Origin of the sequence: Rickettsia massiliae MTU5, from assembly GCF_000016625.1 — a bacterium.
GTDB classification, from domain to species: Bacteria; Pseudomonadota; Alphaproteobacteria; order Rickettsiales; family Rickettsiaceae; genus Rickettsia; species Rickettsia rickettsii.
In genome coordinates, this window is sequence record NC_009900.1 from 1,295,620 (window position 1) to 1,321,249 (window position 25,630).

Genomic DNA, 25,630 nt, shown 5'->3' on the forward strand with positions numbered 1-25,630 from the left:
AGCTGCTTAGTTTAGAGACTTGGTAAAAGACAATTAATATTCAGTTAAATGGTCAAAAGCTTGATTTTATGCTGCATCTGCGGTTTGTGATACGTTTGTAGAAATACCGAAAAATGAAGAATGGCGCACCCTAAAGGATTCGAACCTCTGACCCACAGATTAGAAGTCTGTTGCTCTATCCAGCTGAGCTAAGGGTGCTAAACATTTATGGTAAACGTTATATCAGTTTAAGCAAAGTGTTTCAAGGATTCTTTTTTTATTAAAAATAATAAGCAAATATGATAAAAAATATTCATGGATAAATTCTACAATTACAATTCTTCTTCACATCAGGCTTTACTTAGTTTTAAAGTAAAGCCTAATTCTAAACAAAATCTAATTAGCAATTTTGTAATTATTAATAATATCCCATATCTAAAATTATCTATAAAAGCAATACCGGCACAAGGTAAAGCGAATGAAGAAATCATAAATTATTTAGCAAAAGAATGGAAATTATCACGTAGTAATATCGAAATTATTAAAGGTCATACTCATAGCTTAAAAACGATATTGATAAAAAATATTAATGAAGACTATTTAAATTTGATTATTAATTCCTATATTAAATAAGGTACAGTTGTTGCTAGACTTCCAATGTCATTCCCGCATAGGCGGGAATCTAGTTTATATTTATTATTTTCTAGATTCCTGCTTTCGCAGGAATGACATAAGCAGTCATATGACGAAAAAATAATTTATTAACTGGAATAATTATGACACAAGAAAAAAAGAAATTTGACGCCGAGGTTGGCAAGATTTTAAATTTAATGATTCACTCTCTTTATAGTAATAAAGAGATTTTTATGAGGGAGTTAATTTCCAACGCTTCGGATGCTTGTGATAAATTACGTTATTTATCTCAAAGTAATAGTGAATTAGTAGCTGGCGATAGCAATTTTAAAATTACGGTTAAAGTCGATAAAGATAACGGACAAATCATTATCCGTGATAACGGCATCGGCATGAATAAAGACGATTTAATTGAAAATCTCGGTACTATTGCAAGATCGGGTACGGCAAATTTTCTTAAAAGCCTATCCGGTGATTCTAAAAAAGACAATATGCTAATCGGTCAATTTGGTGTTGGATTTTATTCAAGCTTTATGGTAGCCGATAAAGTGACTGTAACCTCAAGAAAAGCTGGGGAAGATAAAGTCCATATTTGGGAATCAGACGGGCTTGGTGAATATACTGTCTCAGATTCAGATAAAGAGTTCACAAGAGGCACGGAAATCGTTTTACATATCAAAAAGGAAGAAGATACATTCCTTGATCATTTTAGATTAAAACACATCGTTAAAAGCTATTCCGATCACATAGCAGTACCGATATATTTCTTTGATGAAGCTGGTAATAATGAAATCCAGCTTAATTCAGCTTCTGCATTATGGACAAGACCGAAATCGGAAATTACGGAAGAACAATATAAAGAATTCTACAAAAGCCTATCTTACGCCGTTGATGACCCTTGGATAACTATGCATAATAAAAACGAGGGAGCTATAGAATTTACTAACCTACTTTTCATTCCATCAAGCAAAACATTTGATTTATTCCACCCTGATCGCAAAAGGCGAGTAAAATTATATATAAAAAGAGTATTTATATCTGATGAGAATATAGACTTAATCCCGTCATATTTAAGATTTTTACGAGGCGTGGTTGATTCAGAAGATTTACCACTAAATATTAGCCGTGAATCACTGCAGCATAATAGCGTGCTTGAGAAAATCAAAAATGCTATTACAAAAAGAGTGCTTGGCGAGCTTAGAAAAAAGAAAGAGGAATCACCTGAAGAATATAATAAGTTTTGGGCTAATTTCGGCGGTGCTTTAAAAGAGGGTTTATGCGAGGCTACTACCGATCATGAAAAATTATTAGAGGTATGCATATTCAGAAGTGCCTTGCATAATAAAATGATCAGCCTTGACGAATATATAGCGAATTTTAAAGAAGGGCAGAGTACTATATATTATTTAAGCGGTGATAACCCCGATAAATTACTTTCAAGCCCACAAATCGAAGGGTTGTTAAGTAAAGAAATCGATGTATTACTTTTTACCGATACAGTGGATGATTTTTGGGTAAATGTTAATAGCAAGTATAAAGAACATGCTATTAAATCAGCAACAAGAAGTGATATCGATGTAGAGCAAACTACTTCACAATCTGAGGAGAAAAATACAGATAGTAAAAAATCCGATGATGAATATAAATTGCTAACAGATTATTTTAAAGAGACACTAGGGGAGTTGGTAAAAGAAGTTAAGATCTCTAAAAAACTTACTTCAAGTCCTGCTTGTCTTGCCGTTAGCGATGCTGCTATGGATATTCGTATGGAGAGATTTTTGATTGAGCAGAAACAAATAGCTAATGCCTCAGCTAAAAATCTAGAGTTAAACCCTAAAAATAAAATCATAGAGAAAATCTTTAACGACTTAAAAGCAAATAATAAAAATAATGAAGAATTGGTTAATCTAATATTTGATCAAGCCTGTATTTTAGAGGGTGAACCGGTTGCTGATACAGGTGCATTTTCAAAGAGATTAAACGATATTGTACAAAAAGCCATATTATAACTTTAAACTTTTTTAATTTTAATGTAGAATAGTTGCAAACGTGATTTTGGAAGTATTGTTCTGTTCGATCTCATTCCCGCGTAGGCGGGAATCCAGAAAGAACATTCAAAATATCTGATTATAGAATTTTATAATTAATAAAATGGATTCCCGCCTACGCGGGAATGAGATCGAGAAAATGTCTTATTACGATACTATATTTAGCAAACATATAGATAAGATCAAAAGCGAAGGAAGATATCGAGAATTTAAGACCTTAAAAAGACAAGCCGATAATTTTCCTTTTGCAGAACACGCTAATAAACAAATAGTTATGTGGTGCATTAATGACTATTTGGGTATGAGTAAACATGCAAAAGTAATGCAAGCTTCTATAGATGCCTTGCTAAAATACGGTGTTGGATCAGGCGGAACTCGCAATATCGGCGGTAATAATATCGCCATTCTTGAGCTTGAAAAAGAACTTGCAAATTTACACAAAAAGCAAGCAGCCTTAGTTTTTACATCCGGTTTTGTTGCAAATGATACAACGCTTGCAAGTCTTGCTAAAATCATGCCGGATATAGTATTTTTCTCCGATGAGCTAAATCATGCATCAATAATTGCAGGGATTACAAGTTCAAGGGCCGAGAAATATATATATAGACATTTAGACGTTAAGCATCTAGAAGAGCTTTTACAATCAGTCGATATTAATAGACCTAATAGACCGAAAATTATTGTTTTTGAATCAGCTTACTCTATGGACGGTTTTTTCTCACCTATCAAAGATATAATCAACTTAGCCAAAAAATATAATGCTTTAACCTTTATCGATGAAGTTCATACGGTCGGTTTATATGGTAAACAGGGTAGCGGTATTGCCGAGCTTCTTAATTGTAGTGATCAAATCGATATTATTCAAGGGACGCTTGCCAAAGCATATGGTACTATCGGCGGTTATATCACTAGCAACCATAATTTAGTCGACGCTATAAGACTAACCGCTCCAGGGTTTATTTTCACTACTTCATTGCCGCCGGTAATTTCTACCGCTGCAACGCATAGTATTAGACATCTTAAAGAATCGAATGCAGAACGAATAAAACATCAAGAAGTAGTTACAAAACTTAAAAATTCTTTTGAACGTTTTAATATACCTTATTTGAAAAATGAAAGTCATATAGTGCCGATAATTATTGGTGATCCGATTAAAGCGGCGAAAGCCTCAAATATGCTCCTTAATGAATACGGTATTTACGTTCAACATATCAATTTTCCAACCGTACCGAGAGGTACGGAACGCCTTCGAATCATCCCAACCCCTGCCCATACCGACAAAATGATCAATGATTTATCTGTAGCTTTAGTGCAGATATTTGCCGAACTTGATATAGAATTATCTTCTGCTAAAGAACTTAACGAAGAAGTACGCTTAAATCTTATTGCTTAACGCCATTGTGAGGAAAATTACACAGTAATTGACGAAGCAGTCTAATAAAAAATGCTCTTAATGTCATTCCTGCGTGGGATCGGTCTTCCGTCATTGCGAGAAGAATTACGTAGTAATTCGACGAAGCAATCCAGTAAAAAATTCTGATTTACAGAATTTTTTTAATTATTTTTTTGGATTGCCACGTCCGCTTCGCGCCTCGCAATGACGATTTGGCCTCCACGCAACAATACTTTCAGTTGTTTAACTCATGACGATATCTATCTTTGGTTAACAATGCCACAAATCTTATACCCAATTTATTTACTTGCTTTTGCTCCTAAATCATCTAGTTTATTGAAATATACTCTAAAAAAGTAAGATATAACCCTTTAAATTCTTTTTAAAAAATAAAGGGTTACCCCATAAATCCCTTATCTTTATATAATTTAAAAAATAGTTGTATTTTTATACCACTATAATATTAATTTTTTATTTTTATATAATTAATTTGTTTACTTTGAAGAATTTATAATTTATTTTTTCTGCAAAATTTCAATACAAAGCTGTAATTATTGAGCTTTTAAAGTTAACTCAGATAAAGAACAAACGAGCAATAACAAAAAAGAAAAAAGTACTTCTACAAAATCGACTACGGGCTAGTCGCTTAGCTCATGACAATATCCATCTTTAATTTAGCAATGTCTAAAAAATAAAGTAATATGAATTTTAACTTAATATAATTACCGAATATGTCTTTTTTTGACCGCAAAACTGCAATTATTAAACTCCTTAAAACTCATGCCGGCAAAAGAGTTTACTGCTTCTAAAATAGCAACCTGGCTAGTTGATACTTATCCTGAAGAAGCAAAGAAAAAAGAGGAAGCAAGCAATGATAAACGATTACTTAATGCTAAAAGCAAAGTAAGAAAGAGAAAAATTATTATCATGATTTATAGAAATGAATTGAATAAGCTATTGAACGCTATACAAAAAATAGAACCGAAAATTAAAATAACCAAGAGAGGACGCTGGTTTTAGATATTGTTATGTTAACAATATTAATAACATAATTAATCATGATAATAAATGCTATGAGATATTTGATCTTAAATCCGCAATTATTAAGTTTCTTAAGATTAATGCCGGAAAAGAATTTACTGCTTCCCAAATAGCCGTATGGATAGTTGAAACGTACTCTCAAGAGGCTGCTCGAAAAGTGCAAACAAGTAACGATAAGCTATTAATGAGCGTTAACAAGATGAGTAACACAAAAGAAATAGCGATACTTTTGTATAAAAATGAAATGAAGACGCTATTACCTACAACCTATACCAAAAATAGAACCGAACATTAATACAATAAAAAAGGGAAATCGGGCTAAATATTGTTATATTAATAATACCGATAAGATATTTGATATATCCAAAATTATTAAAGCCCTTGAAAATTATAAGAAGCAGGAGCTTACTGCTATGGAAATGGCTCAATTGCTGTTAAGTGCTAACGCGAAATAGTTAGTGATTGCAAAAATAGACGACTATATGCCAGCAAAGGTGAGTTCTGCGAAACTCGCAGTTAGCAATGCCTAATCCTAATGGGATTTTACAAAAACTATTGCATATTTCAGCTCTTTAGTTTATTTTGATTAGCAAACTATATACAGAATTAATGGATTATTAAAATGGGAATTACCGTATTAAAAAACGAAGGATTGGATTTTCATGCAAGAATTTCTACTCCTTTAAGTGAGATAGATGACGATATTCAAAAAGAATTACTTGATTTAACCAAAAAGGTTAAAATAGCAGGTTTTAGAGCCGGTAAAGTACCGGTTTCAATTGTTAAGAAAAAATACGGTACTTCCGTCAGGAATGATATAATAGAAAGAAAAATTAACCATTCAGTAAATCACGTTATTAAAGAGCATAATCTCAATATAATCGGTAGACCCAAAATTGAAGAATTACAAAATGAATCCGATAAAGCTTTAGAATTTACCGTAAAAATAGAGCTATTACCTAAAATTACTATTCCGGATTTTAAAAAAATCTCACTAGATCGTCCAAAATTAGAAGTAAACTCTAAAGATGTTGAAGAACAACTAGAAAAACTTGCCGCATTAACAAAAAACTATACTAAAGAAAGTAAAGCAAAAATAAAAGCCGGAGATCAGGTTACTATTGATGCAATCGGGTACATCAAGGAGAAAGCTTTTAAGGACGGTAAATTAAATGATTTTAAGGTAATAATAGGTAGTAATGCACTTATTCCCGGTTTTGAGAAACAATTAATAGGTTCTAAAACAGGTAGTGAAATAGATGTTAATGTTACTTTTCCTGAAAATTACCATGCTAAAGATTTAGCAGGTAAGGATGCTCGTTTTGTAGTACAAATTAAAGCAGTACATACTGCAGAACCTACCGTTATCGATGACGAATTTGCTAAAAAATTCCAAAGTAATAGCCTTGAAGAATTGCGTACACATTTTACTAAACAAATAGAAAATGAGTCGGAAGAAGCTATTAATACTATAATGAAAATGAACTTATTTGATAAGTTAGAAAAATTGTTAGATTTTGATGTACCGGAATCTTTATTAGAGCAAGAAAAAAATATTCTAAAGTCCGGAACCGATAAAAATGAACAAGATGAATCATTATTGAAAGATAAATCCTCTAAAGAAATAACAGCATATTATAATAAATTAGCCCTACGCCGTGTACGAATAGGCTTATTACTTGCTGAATATGCAAAATCTAAAAATTTGCAATTAGAGCCTGATGATTTAAGAAAAGTTATTATGCAACAAGCACGTAATTTTCCTGGGCAGGAAAATATGATATTTGATTTTTATAAAAATAATCCTAGAGCAATTGAAGGACTTAAAGGTCCTGCCTTAGAAGATAAAGCTGTACAATATATATTTAATCACGAAATAAAGCTTAAAGAAAAAAAATATACTAAGGAAGAGCTAGAGAAATATCTAGAAGCAGAAGAGCAACGTATTACTTTAATTTAAAGTTTATTAATTGTCATTGCGAGGGGGGTATTATTGCGTGGATATCAAGTCGTCGTTGCGAGTGAACGTTAGTGAGCGTGGCAATCTCAGGAATCCTCGCAATGACAATCCTCAGTATCCACGCAGGCAATACCTAGTAGTATTACTCCTGATTTTTTATAGTCTCTAAAGCAAGTTTAACTATTTTATTTACTCCAGCATTAGTGTAGGTAGAGATAGGAAAAACTTCTTTATTAGTAACTTTCTGCAACTTATTTATTTTTTCCTGTATTTCCTCATCTGTGAGAACATCGCATTTATTAAGACATATGATTTCGATTTTATTTTTTAGATAATCGGAATATGATTCAAGCTCAAGACGTACCGTATTATAATCTGCAACTACATCATTACTAGAGCCGTCTATTAAATGTATTAACACATTACATCTTTCTATATGCTTTAAGAATTTATCGCCAAGTCCGTGACCTTGATGAGCCCCCTCAATTAAGCCAGGAATATCGGCTATGACAAACTCTTCGTCATCAACATATACCACTCCAAGATTCGGCACTAAAGTAGTAAAGGGATAATCGGCAATTTTAGGCTTGGCTGCCGTTACAAAGGATAAAAAAGTAGATTTACCGGCATTTGGAAACCCCACAAGCCCAACATCAGAGAGAAGTTTTAAACTTAAATGAATCCACATTTCTTCGGCAATTTCTCCTTCCGTACGCTTTCTTGGAGCTTGATTAACCGACGATTTGAAATGGCTGTTACCAAGACCACCACTTCCTCCTTTAATTATTTCAAAGCTTTGATCATCCACAGTGAAATCATGCAATAATATATTGCCGTCCTCGGAAAAGATTTGAGTACCGATCGGAACATCAAGAACTAATGATTTTCCTGATTTACCGCTTCTATTTGAATCTTTACCGTTTTCGCCGTTTTCTGCGGTAAAATGCTGTTTATATCGATAATTTACTAGCGTATTAAGATGGTGATTACTCCTGAAAATAACACTACCGCCACGTCCACCATCACCACCGTCCGGTCCGCCTCTGTCAATAAATTTCTCACGATGGAAACTAACACAACCATTGCCGCCGTTCCCACCTTTTATATATATTTTAACTTCATCAATAAAATGCATATGATTTATATTTTCAACGTTATTGCGAGAAGCGAAGCGACGTAACAATCTCATCAAATCTCTTGAGATTGCTACGCTCCTTGCAGTCGCGCTCGCAATGACGACAATGTTTACCTCTCCCGAATACCCTTATACTCTCTATGTACATAACCGGTGTAAAGCTGTCTAGGTCTGCTGATTTTTTGTTCAGGGTCTTCGTGCATTTCTTTCCATTGTGCCATCCAGCCTACGGTTCTTGCTATTGCAAAAAGTACCGTGAACATTTGCGACGGTATACCCATAGCTTTATAGATAATACCCGAATAAAAATCAACATTTGGATATAATTTTCTCTCAATAAAATATTCATCTTTAAGAGCGATAGCTTCAAGTTCTATTGCTATTTGTAAGAGCGGATTGTTGTCTAACTGCCCGAGTTCCTTTAATACTTCTTTGCACGTTTCTTTAAGTACTGCGGCACGCGGGTCATAGTTTTTATATATACGATGACCAAAACCCATTAACCTAAATGGATCATTTTTATCCTTAGCTTTAGCTATATATTTAGGAATATACTCTGAACTACCGATTTCTTTAAGCATATTTATTACCACTTCATTAGCCCCGCCGTGAGCAGGTCCCCAAAGTGAGGCAATACCCGTGCTAATACAAGCAAAAGGGTTAGCTCCGGATGAGCCGGCAATTCGGACTGTTGAAGTAGAAGCATTCTGCTCATGATCGGCATGTAGAATAAATATCTTATTAAGAGCATTTTTTATTATTGGATTTACTTTATATTTCGTACAAGGCGTTGCAAACATCATATGCAGAAAATTTTCGGTAAAATCTAACGAATTATCAGGATAAATAAACGGTTGTCCTATAGAATATTTATAAGACATTGCGGCGATGGTAGGTATCTTAGCAATCATTCTAATAGCGGTAAGTTCGTAATCTGCTTCCTTAAAATTCAATAAATCAGGATAAAATGCCGAAAGAGAACCGACAGCCGCAAGCATAATAGCCATAGGATGAGAAGAGCTACAAAAGGTTTGAAATAAATAGTGTAATCTTTCATTCACTAATGAATGATGCGCAACCTGTTTAGTGAAATTATTATACTGCTCGCCACTTGGTAGTTCCCCATAAATCAGTAAATATGCCACTTCTAAAAAATCACTTTTCTCAGCTAAGTCTTTAATATCATATCCTCGATGCCGCAAGATTCCTTTATCACCGTCTATATAGGTGATAGTAGACTGACAAGAAGCAGTAGACATAAAACCCGGGTCGTAAGTAAAGCAATCGGCTTCCGCAGATACCCTACTTATATCGATTACATCCTCACCGATACTTGCTTTAAGTATAGGTAATTTAAATATTTTTCCTCTGATTTTTAATTCAGCAAATTCTGAATCATTATTATTTTCATTGGTCATATGGATATACCTTATTTTTATACATCAGTAAGTATAATCCTAATTTAATGCAATTAGAAATGAATTATGATTTATTAGGATTTAAAAATTTTCTTTGATATCTTGCTCAACTTGCAAGGTTAATGAAAATTAAAAACTAAAAACGCACATGCTTCTACTTTCAACTGTAAGCCTAAAGCGTTTAATAAAGATCCTATATTGTCGACACTTGGATTACCTTTGCTAGATAACATTCTATATATATGTTGTCTATTTATATGAACTTCTTTAGAGATTTTTCTATACCTCCTCTTGCTATAATGGCTTCTTTTAAAGTAGCCATTATAGCTCATTATTATGATCCACGAAATATTGCTCTAACGCTTCATTAATATACCCTACTAATATTTCCTCATTTTGTAATTTTTCTTTTAAATAATCTGTAAACTTTCCATATAACACCCTCAATTTCGTTTATAAACTTCTTCTATTATTTCTAAGGCTTTTTTAATATCTTTGCCTTGAGTATCTTTATTACCTGCATTTAATAGCAGAATATCTGTTATAAAAATTGTAACTAGAGATGATTACACTGTCGCATATATACGACTAATTGTCCAGTAGAAAATCATTTTGAAAAGTACGTGAAGCTGTGAGTACTAGATTAATGTACAAGTTATGCAAGAAGTCTATTATTGACTACATACTCCTTAATCTTGAGTAAATCATACCAAGAGGTGCGTTTTTGCATGGGTTGGCGGAGTAAATAGGCAGGGTGGAAGATTGCCGTAGTTTGAATAGGAGCGGATAGATATTTATTGGTATAAAAATAATATTCTTGTCTAATTTTAGTAATACCCGAATTTTTTCCAAGTAAGCTAGTTGCAGCCGTGCTACCGACTAGAATAATTAGCTTCGGGTTAATAAGAGCAATATGCTTCTCGACAAAAGGTCTACAAATATCGACCTCTTCGAACGTCGGCTGTCTATTAGCAGGAGGACGCCAAAATACCGTATTAGTAATATAAGCGTTATTTTTTCGTGAAATTCCGATAGCGTGTAACATATTATCAAGTAAATTGCCACTTTCGCCGTAAAAAGGTATTCCTTTCAAATCTTCGGTACTTCCCGGGGCTTCGCCTATTAACATAATTTTAGCTTCCAAATTACCGTCACCGAAAACCGTATTAGTAGCAAATTTCTTAAGTTCACAACCATTAAAATTTAGTAGAGATTCTTTTAGTTCTTCGATATTATTAGCTTTATCGGCAAGAGATCTTGATAGGGTTATATTCTCATGAACTTTATCATTCATATTGAATGCAGTTTCTTTTGTAGACTTAAGTTTTACTTGTGGCTTTTCAGTTAGTTCAGTATTATTACGTACCTTTAATTGCGTTGGATGTTCATGGCAATAATATTCAACACCGATTGCACTTAACCATTTAAGCGTATTATTCATTATCTTAAAATTAAAATATGTTAAAATATTCCGTACCACACGAACTAAATGACATAAGGCTTGATAAAGCTCTATCATCGCTTCTTGAAAATGTTTCAAGGAATCAAATCCAAAAAGCTATTAAAGATTCGCAAGTACTAGTTAATGATGTAATTATTTCTGATCCTGATGTTTTGGTCAAGGAGAATGATATTATATTATTTTCTTTTAAAGAACCTGAAGAGCTAAAAATTGCAGCAGCAAATGTAGCACTTGATATAATATATGAAGACGATGATTTGATAGTAATTAACAAAGCTGCAGGTATGACGGTACACCCGGGAGCAGGGCATCATGACGATACGCTTGTTAATGCTTTATTACATCATACAAAAAACTTATCGGATATCGGCTCATCAGAAAGACCCGGGATAGTACATCGTTTAGATAAAGACACTACGGGCTTGATGGTAGTGGCTAAAAATAATAAAGCACATATGCTACTTGCAAATCAGATAGAACAAAGGCAGGTAATACGGAAATATAAAGTGTTAGTGTGGGGAGTAATAAATCCGCTAGAAGGAGTCATTAAGAATAATATAGGTCGCAGCCGAAGCGATCGCCAAAAAATGACCATATTAAAATATGGCGGCAAAGAAGCCGTTACACATTATAAGACTCTAGAATTATTTTATAAAGGTAGTATTAGTATGGTGGAGTGCAAGCTTAGTACGGGTAGAACTCACCAAATTAGAGTACAGCTAAGCCATTTAAAGCATTCGGTAGTCGGCGACCAAACTTACGGCAATAACGACCGAAAAATTGCTCATTCTCCCCCTGAACTAAAAGCAAAATTAATTGATTTTAAACGTCAAGCCCTGCATTCTTGGTATTTAAGTTTTACTCATCCGACTAGTAATGAGATTATGGCATTTTCTTGTAAGTTGCCAAGGGATATGGAAGAGATAATTAGTTTATAATTAACAAAATATTAATTTTTTAATATAATATTAAGGATTAAATATTTAAAAGATTTATAAAATGAAAAAATCTAATGCTAAATTAGAAGAAGCCTTATATTCTATGGAAGAGGGTATTTTAAACCTTAGAAAACAAAAAGCGAGCTTAGAAGAGATTTTTACTTTTCTGCAAGATTTTAAGTACCGCCACAGACAAAATTATTTCCTTAGATATATCAAATTATAGAGATTGGCCAGAAGTAAAAGATTTTATTTTAAAATTAGGTAATAATTTATCTTTTAAACCGCAATCTATAAAAATTGCTAGCTCTTCCCAATATAGTACAGAACATGAAATTAAAATTTCTGAATTCGTCAATGAAATTCTTTCTCTAAGATTAAAAATAGGCATAGATATTAATAATAGTACGTATATTGATGATGCAAATTATAGGAAAAAAATTTTTAGAAGAATTTAAAAAAAATGATTTTAATGAGCAAGAAGAACAATTAAATAAATTTATAAAAGTTGCATGCAAAGAAGCAAAAGCACCTGATAATATAGACATGCAATATATGCAAGCTCTGCGGATTTTCTCTGAATTTGATTTCAGTAAAATAGATGAAAAATATTCTAATTTACAAAATTTATCATTATGAAGTAGAAGATGATTTACATTTTTATATGGTAAAAGTTAATGGAGTAAATGTAACTACTTGGCAAAATTTCTTAAAGAAACAGGGGGAGTTTACAAACCAGTCCGGGAAAAAAGAATATAGAAAAGCTTTTATAGGACTAGAGATGCTTTTGACTCTAGTATAGAATATCATGACCAAGATTTAACAGATGTATATGTAGTTTTTACCTATAATAAAGCATGGGAACAGAAAAGTAGCATTGATATACCATCGGTAGAAATGATTACAACTATGACAACTTCTCAAAACGCAAATTTCACATATAGGAATAACAAAAGCTCCAATATATGACTATAATAATACTAAAAAACATTCAAGTCTTTCGCTTAAACTTCATATTTTTATTGCTAAATGTGCAGAGATTATTTATCCTAACAAAAAAGAATATATGATTACTGTTCCAACAAAAAATATAACTCATATTATTATTAAAGATTATTAAAGAATATGAGAAAAAACAAATTTTAGATAAAATATATATAGGATATCAAGACACAAAAATACCGTAAGAATCTTTAGAGGAATTAAAATCTAAATATCAAAAAAATACTAAGTGTATACGATATGAGGGACAAGAGTATAATAAGCATTATTTTAAAGCTTATTTAGAATAATATTTTAAAAAATCAACAAGAAATTTTATGTGAGAAGAAAGCTCGCATAAAATTTACCGAAGCAGGATATGGTGCTTTTTCTGACTTTATTTTGTATGGGAAAAATGGTGAAGTACTAAATAAACTAACTGCTGACCAGATAAAAAGAGAGTTCGCTTGGTTTTGTACACTAGTCCTTATTTATTAAAAAATCAACACGAACAAGAACCTTTAATCACTTGTGATTTAGAAACATTAGCAAATCTTAGCTTTAAAAATAGCTATATAGAACATGAATATTATTCAGAAATAATTGGTGATATAATAACATAAAACGGTTTATGAAAATAATTAAAATACCTAAAACCAAAAATTATCTTAAAATAGATATTATAACTCTAGAACCCGAATATTATAAGAATAAATTTGGTAATAATCTATTTCGTGCATTTAGCATTTACTGAACTTAAAAAACGAGCACCGCTAGGTAGTGTAGATGAGATTTTAGAAATGAAAAATTTTGGCAGAAAATAAAACATGCAATGTTCTATAAAGCAAATTCTTAGTGACGCTACAGATAAATTAAATAAAATAGGTATTAGTTCGCCGCAATTAGAAGCACGAATTTTACTACAGCATGTTATAAATAAACCTATTGAGTATTTACTTATTAATCTTGATGAGCAGTTAAATGAAGCCGAGATAGAAGCTTTTGAAAAACTGTTAGAGAGAAGATTAAAGCATGAACCGATAGTATATATTACAGGTGTTAAAGAATTTTACTCACGTGAATTTATTGTTAATAAACATGTATTAATTCCAAGAAGCGATACTGAAGTTTTAGTGGATGTTGTATTTCAATGTCATCCCCGCTTTCGCGGGGATGACATAAGCGAAAACTGCAATGACAAATTCTTAAATATCCTAGAACTTGGCACAGGTAGCGGCTGCATTGCTATCAGTCTATTATGTGAGTTACCGAATGCTAATGTAATTGCGACCGATATAAGTCTTGATGCTATAGAAATTATCAAAAGTAATGCGGCAAAATATTCGGTAACGGATCGCATTCAGATTATTCACAGTAATTGGTTTGAGAATATTGAAACTCAGAAATTTGATTTTATCGTTAGCAACCCGCCATATATAGCTCACAGCGAAAAATCAGAGATGGCAATTGAAACAATCAATTATGAACCGTCTATTGCTTTATTTGCTGAAAAAGACGGACTGCACGCGTACTTTCTCATCGCCGAAAATGCCAAACAATTCTTAAAACCAAACGGTAAGATTATATTAGAAATAGGGTTTAAACAGGAAGAAGCGGTAACCCAAATTTTCTTAGATCATGGTTATAATATTGAAAGCGTTTATAAGGATCTACAAGGTCACAGTAGGGTAATATTATTTACTCCTATTAATCTCAATCGGTCATATGCAAGACGTATCGGTAAAAGCTTATCAGGAGTGCAACAGAATTTATTAGATAACGAACTACCAAAATATTTATTTTCTAAAGAAAAGCTTGTAAATGAAAAACGTAAAGTATTTCTTGAGATAGGCTTTGGTATGGGTGAGCATTTCATTAATCAAGCTAAAATGAATCCTAATGCACTTTTTATTGGGGTAGAGGTATATTTAAACGGAGTTGCAAATGTTTTAAAGCTTGCAGGCGAACAAAATATCACGAATTTTTTATTATTCCCTAATAATTTGGATTTAATATTAAATGAGATACCAAGTAATAGCTTTGATGGAATTTATATTTTATTTCCCGATCCATGGATAAAAAATAAGCAAAAAAAGAAACGTATTTTCAATAAAGAACGACTTAAGATTTTACAAGATAAGCTAAAAGACAATGGTAATTTAGTATTTGCTTCCGATATCGAAAATTATTTTTATGAAGCAATAGAGTTAATACAGCAGAACGGTAATTTTGAAATTATAAATAAAAATGATTATTTAAAACCGCACGATAACTATGTAATTACCAAATATCATCAAAAAGCTATTAAGGCGAATAGAACGCCGAAATTTATGATTTTGCGGCACGTTTTAGGCGATCATTAATTGCAGCTCCTATATTCACTTGAGGTATAGGGCTAACTGCTATACCTCTTACATCATGAGATGCAGCATAATCGTCAAGTATTCTTAAATAAGCATAAAGATTTGCAGCGGCTTCTATAAAGTTACCTTTTACACTTAAGTTTAATGAGAATCTTCCTGTAAGATTGCTATTGCCAAAATTTAATCCGATTTCTTTATCCTCTAAATTTATAGCATTTAGCCTAACCGGTACTTTTGGTGAATAGTGTTTTGCAAGCATTCCCGGAGCTTTTATAGTACTTGTCTCTGATGCTTTTAAAACTTCTATCCCTAGTATTTCTCCTAAAATTTCAGCAGTTATAAACCCTTCTCTAAGAATAGTAGGAGTAACAGTCGTTGTATCGATTATCGTTGACTCTAGCCCATATTTAGATTGATAGATTTCAGGTGCTAAAATAAAAATTTCCTGATTATCCTTAAAATGTTTTGTGACATGCTCAGCGTTAGTCGGACTAATATAGTTTGCAGGGTTAGCACTTGGGGCAGCTATAGGTATGCCTGATTGTCTGATAAGCTCTAACGCTACAGGATAAGACGGTATCCGAAGCGCTATGGTATTTAGTCCTGCTGTTACGCTAGGGGCAATATTTGCATTCTCTTTTAAAGGGACAACTATAGATAATGGTCCAGACCAAAATTTTTCTGCTATTTTTGTAGCTAAATCGTTCAACTCCCCTATTTCCTTTGCTTGCTCTATGGAGGAGACATGCACGATAAGCGGATTGATAGCAGGGCGCTCTTTGAACTGAAAAATCTTTAAACACGCCTCATTATTTGTGGCATCCGCACCAATCCCATAGACTGTTTCAGTCGGAAAAACAACCACTTTACCTGATTTTATAAATTGAACTGCTTTGTTTATCATAAGCGGTTAAACTTAGCTACTTTATCAAATAATTCGCAAATATTCTGTAATAACGACAAACGATTTTGAGCGATCTTTGGATCAGAGTCATTAACGAGTACATTATCAAAAAAGCTAGTAATGGGAGTTAATAGAGACGATAATAAATTTAAGGCTTTCTTATAATCTTTATCAGCTATACTATCTATAATTTGCGGAGAAATTTTTTGGATTACTTCAAATAATTCTTTTTCAGGTTGTGTACTAAAGAGACTCGCATCAACTAAGCCGGTAATTTTCTGATCACCAATAATTATATTGCTAGCTCGTTTGTAAGCATTTAATAATTGCTTGCCTGCGTCTTCTATTAAAAATTCTTTTAACGCATCAAGCTTAAAGTTTGTATCTACTAAATTTAAGTCAAGAACTGCATTAATTAACGCAATATCATAGTCATTTTTAAAGTAAAATTTTGCTCTTTCTTCAAAAAAAGATATTATTAAATTCTTATTTTCGTCAGATGAATCTTTATATAAGTTTATAGAAAAATTAATTAAATCATTAAAATTTAGCTCTAATTTATTTTCAAGTATTATTCTTATTATACCAAGAGCTTGACGTCTTAAGGCATATGGATCACCTGAGCCTGTTGGTGCTTCCCCTGCTATCATCAAACCTACTAAACTATCTAGCTTATCGGCTAAAGCAAGTAAAGCTGCATTTCCGCTTGGTACATTGTCGCTCAAACCTTGCGGTTTATAATGGTCTCTAATTACAGCGGCTATTTCTGCATTTAGCCCTTCATGTTTTGCATAATAATAACCCATAATCCCCTGTAAATCAGGAAATTCCCCGACCATCTCAGAAACAAGATCACTTTTGCAAAGCCTAGCTGCTGTAATCAAATCCTTATTATTTGGAGCTATATAATTACAAATATCGGTTATGCGTTCAATTTTTTCTCTTAAATTACCAAGCTTTGCATGAAATGTTACAGCTTCTAATTGGCCTAATCTTGATTCTAAAGTTTTAGCTATATCCTGCTTACAAAAATATAAAGCATCCGAAAGACGTGCCGATAGAACTTTCTCGTTACCTTGAATAACTAGTTCAGCATTTGTAAATCTGCCATTACTGACAAAGAGAAAATACGGTGTGAAATTTCCTGTTTTATCAAATAAACAAAAATATTTCTGATGCGTACGCATCGAAGAAATAAGTACTTCTTTAGGTAACTCTAAAAATTTTTGCGGGATTTTTCCAAGCAATACAACAGGAAATTCGCTAAGCCCTGCTACTTCTTCTACTAAACGATTATCTTCTTTTATAATTAAATCATGAGAACTTGCTAGTTCCAGTAAACCGGTTTTAATTATTGTCTCTCTCTTTGTTCTTTCTAAAATAACATGATTTTCTAAAAGCTTATTTCTATAATCTTCAAAATCTGTTACTTCTAATTTTTTATTATCAGTAAGACGATGCCCATACGTAATATTATTAGCGGTTAAATGCCCAAATTGCACCGGTAATATTTCGCCGTCAAATATGCATAAAATATTTCGCAGAGGTCTAATCCATTTTATTTTGTAATCACCCCAAAACATCGATTTTGCCCAGCTATATTTATTAATAGCCTCTATAATAATCTCCGGCAAAATCTCTTTTATTTCTCTTTCTTCTGTTTTTTTGATAAAGAAATAATATAGCTGATTACTAATTAATTTAGTAGAAAGCTCTAATTTACTAACATTATGAGCTTTACAAAAGCCGTTAATAGCGGCTTCCGGAGCTTCTATGTTTGGTCCTTTAATTTCTTCCTCTTTTGGCAAAGTTATCTTTGGCAAATGGGTAGCATGCAGCGTTATCCTGCGAGGTCCCACGAACACTTGCACTTTTGCAAATATTTCGTTTTCTTCAAAAATTTTCGTGAATATATTTAAATAACCCTCTTCAGCATTTTTGTGCATAAAAGCCGGAATTTCTTCGCTAAATAGCTCTAATAATAACTCGCTCACTTGTTCATCTCCAACCATTTTGTACAACAAATTCTAGCTAAATGACGCACTCTTAAAACATAAGAAGCACGCTCAGTGACGCTAATTACTCCAAGTGCATTTAGTTGATTAAATGCATGACTTGCCTTAAGGCATTCATCATAAGCCGGCATAGGTAAATTAGCTTTGATTAATCTCTCACACTGGTCTTCGCTATCCTTGAAATGTCTCAGTAACATTTCACTATCGGCAAGCTCTAAATTATATTTTGAAAATTGCCGTTCAGCTTCGAAATCCACTTCACCGTATTTTAAAGCTTTTTCGCCTACTTGTCCGTTCCAATCAAGCTCTCTTACTTCATCAACACCTTGAATATATAAAGCAAGCCTATCGAGTCCATAAGTGATTTCACCGGCAACGGGACGGCATTCAATACCGCCGATTTGCTGCATATAAGTAAATTGCGATACTTCCATACCGTTACACCATACTTCCCAGCCAAGCCCGGCAGCACCTAAGGTTGGCGACTCCCAATCATCTTCAACAAATCTGATATCATGAATTTTTAAATCTATGCCTAAACATTCTAAGCTTTTAAGATATAACTCTTGAATATTATCCGGCGACGGCTTTAAGATAACTTGAAACTGATAATAATGCTGCATTCTATTAGGATGCATGCCATACCTGCTATCCCCTGGTCTTCTTGATGGCTGAACATATGCAACAGACCAAGGTTTAGTACCAAGGCAGCGAAGCACAGTTGCAGGGTGAAACGTACCGGCTCCGACATGGGCATCGTAAGGCTGCAATATTGCACAGCCATAATCCTGCCAATAATTTTGTAATGTCAGAATAATTTGCTGAAATGATAGTTTTTTCATAGGATATTATTATTGGGAAAGAAAATTTTGATCAGTTAAAAGGATCGAATATTTTTATATTAAACATATTATAATGTTTGATATTTCTAGTCACTAGTATCATATTGCTTTGTTTTGCCTGTGCAGCTATTAAAGCATCGATTGCATTCGTACTATCAATACTCATTAATTCACCCCACTCCTCACATATTTCTTTGTCAATATTAAGAATTCTTTCATTATAATCTATTATTATTCTTTCTAACCATTTTTCTAATTTTAAACTTGCTATTTTATCTTTCTTTGCTAATTTTGATATTTCCTTTCTTATTTCGCCGATAGTAATACAACTTAAGTATAACTGGCTAGAATGAACAATTGAAAACCATACTGCTACTTGAGAATTGGATTTTTTCTTTTGAATTTCAGATACAACATTAGTATCTAATAAATATTTCATAATTCAAAATCTCTAGCATACCCTTTTGCTCTCTGAATATCCAAATTATCTATCTTAGGTATGCTCAATAAATATTCTTTGAAATCAGGTTTTTGTTTAGTAAGTTGTTTATAGTCTTTTATACTAATAATTACAACTGCTTCTTCACCCCTTTTTGTAATACATTGAGGGGTACCATGCATTACAATATCAATAATATTACTTATTCTTTGCTTCGTGTAACTGCCATTTATTCATATAAAATCCTCATATAGCTAGATTGTCTAGATTATTATAATATAAAGATTCAAAAAAATAAAATATTTTTTATTAATTTGAGGTCTTAATAATACTCCTTGCCGATCTCGATTTTAGGGCGATTGTTTGCTACTCGCCAATCGTTAGTATCACGGAAAGAATAAACACAGCCGCAAAATTCTTGTTTATAAAAGTTCTCTTCTTTGGCAATTTCGTACATTCTGCTAGCACCGCCGTCTTTACGCCAATTATAAGTCCAATAGGTCACCCCTTCATAATGAGATGCCGCCCTAGTTCCTGATTCATTAATTTGGTTCATATCTTTCCATCTAGAAATACCAAGCGAGCTAGTTATAACTTTAAAGCCGTTCTCATAAGCATATAAAGCCGTACGTTCGAAACGCATATCAAAACACATTGTACAGCGTATACCTCTCTCAGGCTCAAACTCCATCCCTTTAGCACGCCTAAACCAATTTTGCGGATCATAATCTGCATCGATAAATTCTATATTATGTTTCTCGGCAAATTTAATATTTTCGTTTTTACGAAGCTCATATTCTTTTTTAGGATGAATATTAGGATTATAGAAAAAAAGCATAAACTTAATGCCGGTATCGATCATTTTTTCCATTAAAGGACCAACACAAGGAGCACAACAACAATGGAGTAAAACCTTGCTTTCACCGTTTGGTATTTCAAAAACTTCGCTCATATTAATTTACTAGATTCTTTTTATAGGTTTCTTTATAGAATTTTAGAATTATAGAAGATAACAAGACAAGTGCAATTAAATAATATGCAATAGCATAATTGTCTCCGGTAACTTTCGTTAATATCATTGCTAACATTGGAGCAGTACCGCCAAAATATAGCAGCTGCAAGGTTGTATGAAAGTGCAACACCGGTAAATCTTATGCTAGTCGGAAATATCTCTACTAAAACCGTTGGAATAGGCCTCATATAAATGCTAATAACTCCAGCAAATATTACTTGAGATATTATAGCTAAAGTAAAATTCATCGACCCTAAGGCTACAAAAATAGGATAGACTGATAAAATTAACAAGATAATCCCCCCATATATTAGTACAGGACGTCGCCCCACCTTATCCGAAACATACGCAGATATAGGAAATACTATCATCATTACGATTAATATTATACTACTAACAATTGTGCTTTGCTGATTAGCATAACCGAGTGTGTGCATAAAATTACCAATAAAAACCGTAGAAGTATAAAAAGGAGCAGTTACGGTAATATAAAGACCAAGTGCGATAATTTTAGTTCTTTTGGGTATTTTGTTAATGTTTCTCGTAAAGGAAAACGTGCTAAACGCCCTGTTCCTTAGCTTTTTTATAAATAGGACTTTCTGCTAGGTTTTTTCTAATATATAAACCTACGGAGCTAATAAATAAACCGGCAATAAAAGGTATCCTCCAACCCCATTCAAATAGCATATCGGCAGGCATAAAATAAGAAAAACCAGCTGCTGTACCAAGTCCAAGCAGCATACCGCCCGCACATACTAACAACTGAGCTACTCCCCGCAAGTCCTCGCTGCTCGAACGAAGCATGTTCTACAATATACGAAATACAACCGCTAAATTCCCCTCCTAAAGAAAAACCTTGTATGAGTCTGATAATAGTTAAAATAATAGGAGCGACAATTCCAATAGTTTTATAACTTGGTAAGAGCCCTATCCCGGCAGTCGTTATTGCCATAGATTCAGTTGGGAAAATACGATTTAGCTTTAGAAGCTTATAATAAGGCAATCGTAGATCCAAGTCATCCTTATGCCTTAACAATAAAGCAGAAATATTAAGAAAGCTTGAAAAATACGAACTAGCACTTGAAGCATACAATAAAGCAATTGAAATTGATCCTAATTATTCCGATGCTTATTTTAATAAGAGTAAATTATTCGATGAACTTGGAAATTACGAAGCAGCTCTTGAGGCATATGATAGAGCACTCACATATAGGCATGATGACGATTTAGGTTATTCTGACATTTATCTCTTGAATCATACAACAAAGCATTAGAATTAGAGCCAAATGACTTTGAGACACAAGCTCAAATACAAGCTATATTAGACATGCAAAAAGGCTAAATAATAGTCATAATAAATTATGACTATTATAATATACACGTTATAATGGTCAAGCACTTATAACTTAGTTATCCTCTAGTGGGAACTACCGGAATTCCTACTTTTGTAAGTTTAGCTCCTTTTGGCTTTTTAATTCCTGCAAATTTCTGTTCTTCTTGTTGTTTTCGTAGTTTTTCTCCTATTTTTGCAGCTTCTCTGCTACCTTTAAGAGCACTTTTTACGGGCTTTGTGTTAAGATTCGTAACACCTTTTGAAGTCTTAATACTTTCAATCTTTATCAAAATATTTTACGTCTGTAGCAGTACTTAAATGGTAAACTCCGCTACCTTTTTGTATACACTGATTTTGATTTTGTAAAGCTTTACCTTCTAAATCTAAGAATTTACCATTTTTTTTGAAGAATAATAGTTTCATCAAGCTTAATATTCTCATCTAATACTACTTTTCCAAAATCACCTACTTCTCCAACTTTTGTACCACTAAGATCATATGCGTAAAGTTTTTCTTCATGGAAATCTAATTCGTATTTTTAATAATTCCAAGATAGGTTAGAGCTTTGTACCCAAATTACGCTTTACCTCAACTTCTACGGGTCTAGAAGATTCTTTTTCTTTTACTTCTTCAACTTCTCCTATAACTTAATTGCCCATCTATGGGGCTGCCCAGTTCATCTTTAAAATGAATTAATTTGGTATTTTTACCCTATTTAATTCAGTTTCTTCAGTTTGAAAATGTAGATGTTTTTTTCTGGCATAAATTCCTCCTTAAATAAATTGTGGTTTATTTCAAGTGTAAAGGAGTAAATTAAATTTTTGCAAGAAGTTTTTATTGTTAGTTATTTCTCAATAACTAACAAATATTAAGAATTAAAAACTACTGTGCCGTCCAGCCGCCATCTATCAAGAGTCCACTACCTGTTATTGATGAAGCTTTTTCGTCACATAAGAATATTACTAAGTTTGCTATTTCATCAGCTTCTACAAATTTTTTCGTAGCTTGAGATTTAAGGATTACATCCCTTAACGCTGATTCTTCACTGATATGTCTAGCTTTAGCAGTATCTGCTATTTGATTCCTTACTAAGGGTGTGTTGACGTAACCGGAACAGATAGCATTAACTGTAATATTATTCTCAGCCACTTCTAAAGCAACGGTTTTGGTAAGTCCAAGGATACCGTGCTTTGCTGCTACATATGCCGACTTGAAGGGTGATGCGACATATGCATGAGCGGAAGCGATATTAACAATTCGCCCGAAGCCGTTTTTTTTCATAATCTGTATTGCGTATTTTGTAGTATAGAAAGATGCTATTAAATCTATACACAAAATTTGCTCCCATTTATCTTCAGGAAATTCATCGATAGGAGCAACATGCTGAATACCTGCATTATTTACTAATATGTCTATTTTACCGAATTCTTTCATTTTTATCTCCTTATAAAATATGCACTGTCATACCGTGGGCTTGTACCAGCCAGCTAAATCGTCATTGTGAGCAGCCATAGGCTGCGTGGCAATCTCAGAACTTTGGCACTAGATTGCTGCGTCAATTACTTACGTAATTTCCTCGCAATGACGAGAAAATTAGAACCATGCAACAAAGCTGATTAAGTCACGGGATGACATAGTTAATCAAGTAATATTTGTCTTTTATTTAAAAGTAACTTATATTAGATTTCACTTAAAGAAATAATGTATAAATCTATGGAAATTGTTAATAGCGTTGATGCATCTGTATCTTGCCAGGGCAAAGAACCTCTATATGACCATCCGAAAGTTTATTTAGAGATAGATAAAGAAAAAAAGGAAGTTATCTGCCCATATTGTAGTAAGAAATTTAAATTAGTAACAAAATGACTATAAAATTTCTGTCAGAAAGTACTATCAACCAAATTGCTGCTGGTGAGGTTATAGAAAGGCCCGCATCGGTAGTAAAGGAATTAGTTGAAAATGCTGTTGATGCAAGTAGTACTAAAATAGATATTATTTTAGAACGTGCCGGTAAAAATCTAATCATTATTTCTGATGACGGTATCGGTATGACTGATAAGGAATTAGAAATTGCCGTTGAACGTCATACAACTTCTAAGTTTGATGAAAGCGATTTTCTAAATATTCATACTTTCGGTTTTAGGGGTGAAGCACTGCCGTCTATTGCTGCTATTAGCAAAATGCTAATTACTTCTAAAAAACGAGATGCCGACAAAGCATTTCAGATTAAGTTAATTGGCGGCAATGAAAAACAAGTTACTATTTCTGTTCATAATGAAGGTACTAAAATAGAGATACGTGATTTATTTTTCGCAACACCTGCACGTTTAAAATTTCTTAGAGCCGATAAAACAGAGCTTGCAGCAACTGTAGATGTGGTTAAGAAAATCGCTCTAGCACATCCTGAAACTTCTTTTAGTTTAACACATGACGGCAAGAATTTATTAAAACTAAAGGGACAAAATAAAGATGCTAAAACTAACCTAAAACAGCGTATAATTGATGTAATAGGTGATGATTTTATAAAAAACGCCGCTTATATAGACTTCAAAACACCTAATTTCTCTATTTGCGGCTATACTAGTAGCCCGACATACAATAGAGCTTCAAGTGAAGATCAGTTTTTATTTATTAATAATAGACCGGTAAAAGATAAATTATTACAGGTAGCTTTAAGGGTAGCATATCAAGATTATTTAGCTCGTGATCGTTATCCGCTATGTGCTATATTCTTACAAATCGATCCGCAACTTGTTGACGTTAACGTACATCCGGCAAAAGCAGAGGTTAGGTTTCATGACCCGAATTATGTGCGAAACTTATTAATAGAAGCAATTAAAAATGCTTTAACAAATAAAAGCCATGTTACTTCTTCTACTACTATCGCCTCTGATGCTCTTGAGTTATTTAAAAATCCTTTAGTTAACAAACAATCGCCAGTAAGTAAAGTTATAAAGGTTAATAGTAAATCGGCAGATTATAGACCTACTACTCATTCTACACTTAATACAGTTCCTCAAAATCATGTTTGTCAAAAATTAATCGATACATTATCACATGCTAAAATAGAACAAGAAGTAGAAAACCGTATAGAACATGAACAGCAAACCCGTAAACAATATAAACTTGGGGCAGCTAAAGCACAATTTCATACGACTTATATTATTTCACAAACCGAAGATAGTATAGTGATTACCGACCAGCATGCAGCACACGAACGTTTAGGGTATGAAAAAATAAAAGATTACCTTAAAACGGAAGAGTTAATCAAACAGCGTTTGCTTATCCCTGAGATAGTAGAACTGCCAAATGAAAAAAAAGCAGATTGTTTATATGACCATAGAGAAAAACTATATAAACTCGGTTTAACTCTAGAAAAATTCGGTGAAAAATCTATTATAGTAACTGAAATTCCAAATATCCTTGGAGATGTAAACGTACAAAAGTTAATTCAAGATCTCGCCGATCATTTATCGGATTTTGGCAAGAATATAGCTTTGACAGAGTTAATCGAGCATGTAACGAAAACTTATGCCTGTCATTACTCTATTAGAGCAGGACGAAAATTATCGGCAGATGAAATGAATGCCTTACTGCGTCAAATGGAAAATACGCCGCTTTCAGGTCAATGTAACCACGGCAGACCTACTTATATTGAGTTGAAGCTTAAGGATATCGAACGCTTATTTGGACGGTAACTCGTTTAATTTGAAAAATTGGCGTCATTGTGAACG

At 33.0% G+C, this 25,630-nt stretch carries 25 protein-coding genes, 1 tRNA gene and 4 pseudogenes; 15 read left to right on the forward strand and 15 right to left on the reverse strand.

Going from position 1 to position 25,630, the window contains the following annotated elements; translation table 11 throughout:
- Positions 1-121 precede the first annotated feature (121 nt).
- Positions 122-198 (reverse strand) — tRNA-Arg (locus RMA_RS07040).
- Positions 199-294: 96 nt separating this feature from the next.
- On the opposite strand from RMA_RS07040, the gene RMA_RS07045 reads away from it, so the two are divergent.
- From RMA_RS07045 to tig, 6 genes are all read left to right on the forward strand, one after another.
- The gene (locus RMA_RS07045; protein ID WP_014408024.1) at positions 295-612 is read left to right on the forward strand and encodes a DUF167 domain-containing protein; all 318 of its coding nucleotides are present in this window, start codon (positions 295-297) and stop codon (positions 610-612) included.
- 143 nt (positions 613-755) lie between these two features.
- On the forward strand, positions 756-2,621 hold the full coding sequence (gene htpG / locus RMA_RS07050; protein ID WP_041404898.1) for a molecular chaperone HtpG: 1,866 nt from the start codon (positions 756-758) through the stop codon (positions 2,619-2,621).
- A gap of 178 nt (positions 2,622-2,799) precedes the next feature.
- Positions 2,800-4,053 carry a 5-aminolevulinate synthase gene (gene hemA, locus RMA_RS07055; protein ID WP_041404899.1) on the forward strand — a complete coding sequence of 418 codons (1,254 nt, stop codon included), beginning with the start codon at positions 2,800-2,802 and terminating at the stop codon, positions 4,051-4,053.
- 780 nt (positions 4,054-4,833) lie between these two features.
- The gene (locus RMA_RS08980) at positions 4,834-5,073 is read left to right on the forward strand and encodes a hypothetical protein (RefSeq protein ID WP_238375475.1); all 240 of its coding nucleotides are present in this window, start codon (positions 4,834-4,836) and stop codon (positions 5,071-5,073) included.
- A 178-nt stretch (positions 5,074-5,251) separates the two neighbouring features.
- The gene (locus RMA_RS11505; RefSeq protein WP_238375476.1) at positions 5,252-5,389 is read left to right on the forward strand and encodes a hypothetical protein; all 138 of its coding nucleotides are present in this window, start codon (positions 5,252-5,254) and stop codon (positions 5,387-5,389) included.
- A gap of 327 nt (positions 5,390-5,716) precedes the next feature.
- Positions 5,717-7,054: a trigger factor gene (tig, locus tag RMA_RS07065; protein ID WP_041404900.1), complete on the forward strand. Its 1,338-nt coding sequence runs from the start codon at positions 5,717-5,719 to the stop codon at positions 7,052-7,054.
- A 142-nt stretch (positions 7,055-7,196) separates the two neighbouring features.
- On the opposite strand, the gene obgE is transcribed toward tig, so the two are convergent.
- From obgE to RMA_RS07090, 3 genes are all read right to left on the reverse strand, one after another.
- Entirely contained in the window at positions 7,197-8,189 is a 993-nt protein-coding gene (gene obgE, locus RMA_RS07070) for a GTPase ObgE (protein WP_041405059.1), read from the reverse strand.
- A gap of 110 nt (positions 8,190-8,299) precedes the next feature.
- Positions 8,300-9,607, reverse strand: a complete 1,308-nt coding sequence (locus RMA_RS07075; RefSeq protein WP_014366155.1) for a citrate synthase — start codon at positions 9,605-9,607, stop codon at positions 8,300-8,302.
- A 655-nt stretch (positions 9,608-10,262) separates the two neighbouring features.
- Complete coding sequence (locus RMA_RS07090) at positions 10,263-11,048, reverse strand: uracil-DNA glycosylase family protein (RefSeq protein ID WP_041404901.1); 786 nt, start codon at positions 11,046-11,048, stop codon at positions 10,263-10,265.
- Between the two features lie 17 nt (positions 11,049-11,065).
- Here RMA_RS07090 and RMA_RS07095 point away from each other — a divergent pair, with 17 nt between their 5' ends.
- Complete coding sequence (locus RMA_RS07095) at positions 11,066-12,007, forward strand: RluA family pseudouridine synthase (protein ID WP_012153234.1); 942 nt, start codon at positions 11,066-11,068, stop codon at positions 12,005-12,007.
- Positions 12,008-12,068: 61 nt separating this feature from the next.
- Positions 12,069-12,233, forward strand: a complete 165-nt coding sequence (locus RMA_RS10135) for a hypothetical protein (protein ID WP_187145891.1) — start codon at positions 12,069-12,071, stop codon at positions 12,231-12,233.
- Here RMA_RS10135 and RMA_RS11515 read toward each other — a convergent pair.
- Positions 12,228-12,398, reverse strand: a complete 171-nt coding sequence (locus RMA_RS11515; protein WP_238375477.1) for a hypothetical protein — start codon at positions 12,396-12,398, stop codon at positions 12,228-12,230. The two genes, RMA_RS10135 and RMA_RS11515, sit on opposite strands and share 6 nt — an antisense overlap.
- Before the next feature lie 26 nt (positions 12,399-12,424).
- Between RMA_RS11515 and RMA_RS11520 the strand changes: the two genes are divergently transcribed.
- The 4 genes and pseudogenes from RMA_RS11520 (at position 12,425) to trmB (ending at position 15,351) form a co-directional block, all read left to right on the forward strand.
- The gene (locus tag RMA_RS11520; protein WP_238375478.1) at positions 12,425-12,646 is read left to right on the forward strand and encodes a hypothetical protein; all 222 of its coding nucleotides are present in this window, start codon (positions 12,425-12,427) and stop codon (positions 12,644-12,646) included.
- An 815-nt stretch (positions 12,647-13,461) separates the two neighbouring features.
- Positions 13,462-13,611 (forward strand): hypothetical protein, encoded by a 150-nt coding sequence (locus tag RMA_RS11525; RefSeq protein WP_014366163.1) that lies wholly within the window; start codon positions 13,462-13,464, stop codon positions 13,609-13,611.
- A gap of 8 nt (positions 13,612-13,619) precedes the next feature.
- Positions 13,620-13,812: pseudogene (locus tag RMA_RS11530) on the forward strand (hypothetical protein).
- 3 nt (positions 13,813-13,815) lie between these two features.
- Complete coding sequence (trmB, locus tag RMA_RS07115; RefSeq protein WP_012153235.1) at positions 13,816-15,351, forward strand: bifunctional peptide chain release factor N(5)-glutamine methyltransferase PrmC/tRNA (guanosine(46)-N7)-methyltransferase TrmB; 1,536 nt, start codon at positions 13,816-13,818, stop codon at positions 15,349-15,351.
- On the opposite strand, the gene RMA_RS07120 is transcribed toward trmB, so the two are convergent.
- The 7 genes and pseudogenes from RMA_RS07120 to RMA_RS09655 form a co-directional block, all read right to left on the reverse strand.
- Complete coding sequence (locus tag RMA_RS07120) at positions 15,317-16,255, reverse strand: L-threonylcarbamoyladenylate synthase (protein WP_012153236.1); 939 nt, start codon at positions 16,253-16,255, stop codon at positions 15,317-15,319. The two genes, trmB and RMA_RS07120, sit on opposite strands and share 35 nt — an antisense overlap.
- Positions 16,252-18,249, reverse strand: a complete 1,998-nt coding sequence (gene glyS, locus RMA_RS07125) for a glycine--tRNA ligase subunit beta (RefSeq protein ID WP_041405060.1) — start codon at positions 18,247-18,249, stop codon at positions 16,252-16,254. Before glyS ends, RMA_RS07120 begins: the two co-directional genes overlap by 4 nt.
- Positions 18,246-19,112, reverse strand: a complete 867-nt coding sequence (locus tag RMA_RS07130; protein WP_012153238.1) for a glycine--tRNA ligase subunit alpha — start codon at positions 19,110-19,112, stop codon at positions 18,246-18,248. Before RMA_RS07130 ends, glyS begins: the two co-directional genes overlap by 4 nt.
- Before the next feature lie 31 nt (positions 19,113-19,143).
- Positions 19,144-19,551 (reverse strand): type II toxin-antitoxin system VapC family toxin, encoded by a 408-nt coding sequence (locus RMA_RS07135; RefSeq protein ID WP_041404902.1) that lies wholly within the window; start codon positions 19,549-19,551, stop codon positions 19,144-19,146.
- Positions 19,548-19,788, reverse strand: a pseudogene (locus tag RMA_RS07140) (type II toxin-antitoxin system Phd/YefM family antitoxin). Before RMA_RS07140 ends, RMA_RS07135 begins: the two are co-directional and overlap by 4 nt.
- A gap of 85 nt (positions 19,789-19,873) precedes the next feature.
- Positions 19,874-20,503 carry an epoxyqueuosine reductase QueH gene (locus RMA_RS07145; RefSeq protein WP_014409708.1) on the reverse strand — a complete coding sequence of 210 codons (630 nt, stop codon included), beginning with the start codon at positions 20,501-20,503 and terminating at the stop codon, positions 19,874-19,876.
- A 1-nt stretch (position 20,504) separates the two neighbouring features.
- Positions 20,505-21,518 (reverse strand): annotated as a pseudogene (locus tag RMA_RS09655) (MFS transporter); the annotation flags it as partial.
- Positions 21,519-21,529: 11 nt separating this feature from the next.
- Here RMA_RS09655 and RMA_RS12350 point away from each other — a divergent pair.
- A pseudogene (locus RMA_RS12350) lies at positions 21,530-21,905 on the forward strand (tetratricopeptide repeat protein); the annotation flags it as partial.
- Positions 21,906-21,973: 68 nt separating this feature from the next.
- On the opposite strand, the gene RMA_RS07690 reads toward RMA_RS12350, so the two are convergent.
- The 3 genes from RMA_RS07690 to RMA_RS07160 form a co-directional block, all read right to left on the reverse strand.
- Positions 21,974-22,186: a hypothetical protein gene (locus RMA_RS07690; protein WP_049749381.1), complete on the reverse strand. Its 213-nt coding sequence runs from the start codon at positions 22,184-22,186 to the stop codon at positions 21,974-21,976.
- A complete protein-coding gene (locus RMA_RS11535) occupies positions 22,173-22,319 on the reverse strand; it encodes a hypothetical protein (protein WP_238375479.1) in 147 nt (48 codons plus the stop codon). The genes RMA_RS07690 and RMA_RS11535 overlap by 14 nt, the downstream gene beginning before the upstream one ends.
- 459 nt (positions 22,320-22,778) lie before the next feature.
- Positions 22,779-23,330, reverse strand: a complete 552-nt coding sequence (locus RMA_RS07160) for a 3-hydroxybutyrate dehydrogenase (RefSeq protein WP_041404903.1) — start codon at positions 23,328-23,330, stop codon at positions 22,779-22,781.
- A gap of 267 nt (positions 23,331-23,597) precedes the next feature.
- On the opposite strand from RMA_RS07160, the gene RMA_RS09015 reads away from it, so the two are divergent.
- Positions 23,598-23,762, forward strand: a complete 165-nt coding sequence (locus RMA_RS09015; protein WP_081427909.1) for a zinc-finger domain-containing protein — start codon at positions 23,598-23,600, stop codon at positions 23,760-23,762.
- A complete protein-coding gene (gene mutL / locus RMA_RS07165) occupies positions 23,759-25,594 on the forward strand; it encodes a DNA mismatch repair endonuclease MutL (RefSeq protein WP_041404904.1) in 1,836 nt (611 codons plus the stop codon). Before RMA_RS09015 ends, mutL begins: the two co-directional genes overlap by 4 nt.
- The last annotated feature ends 36 nt before the right edge of the window (positions 25,595-25,630 follow it).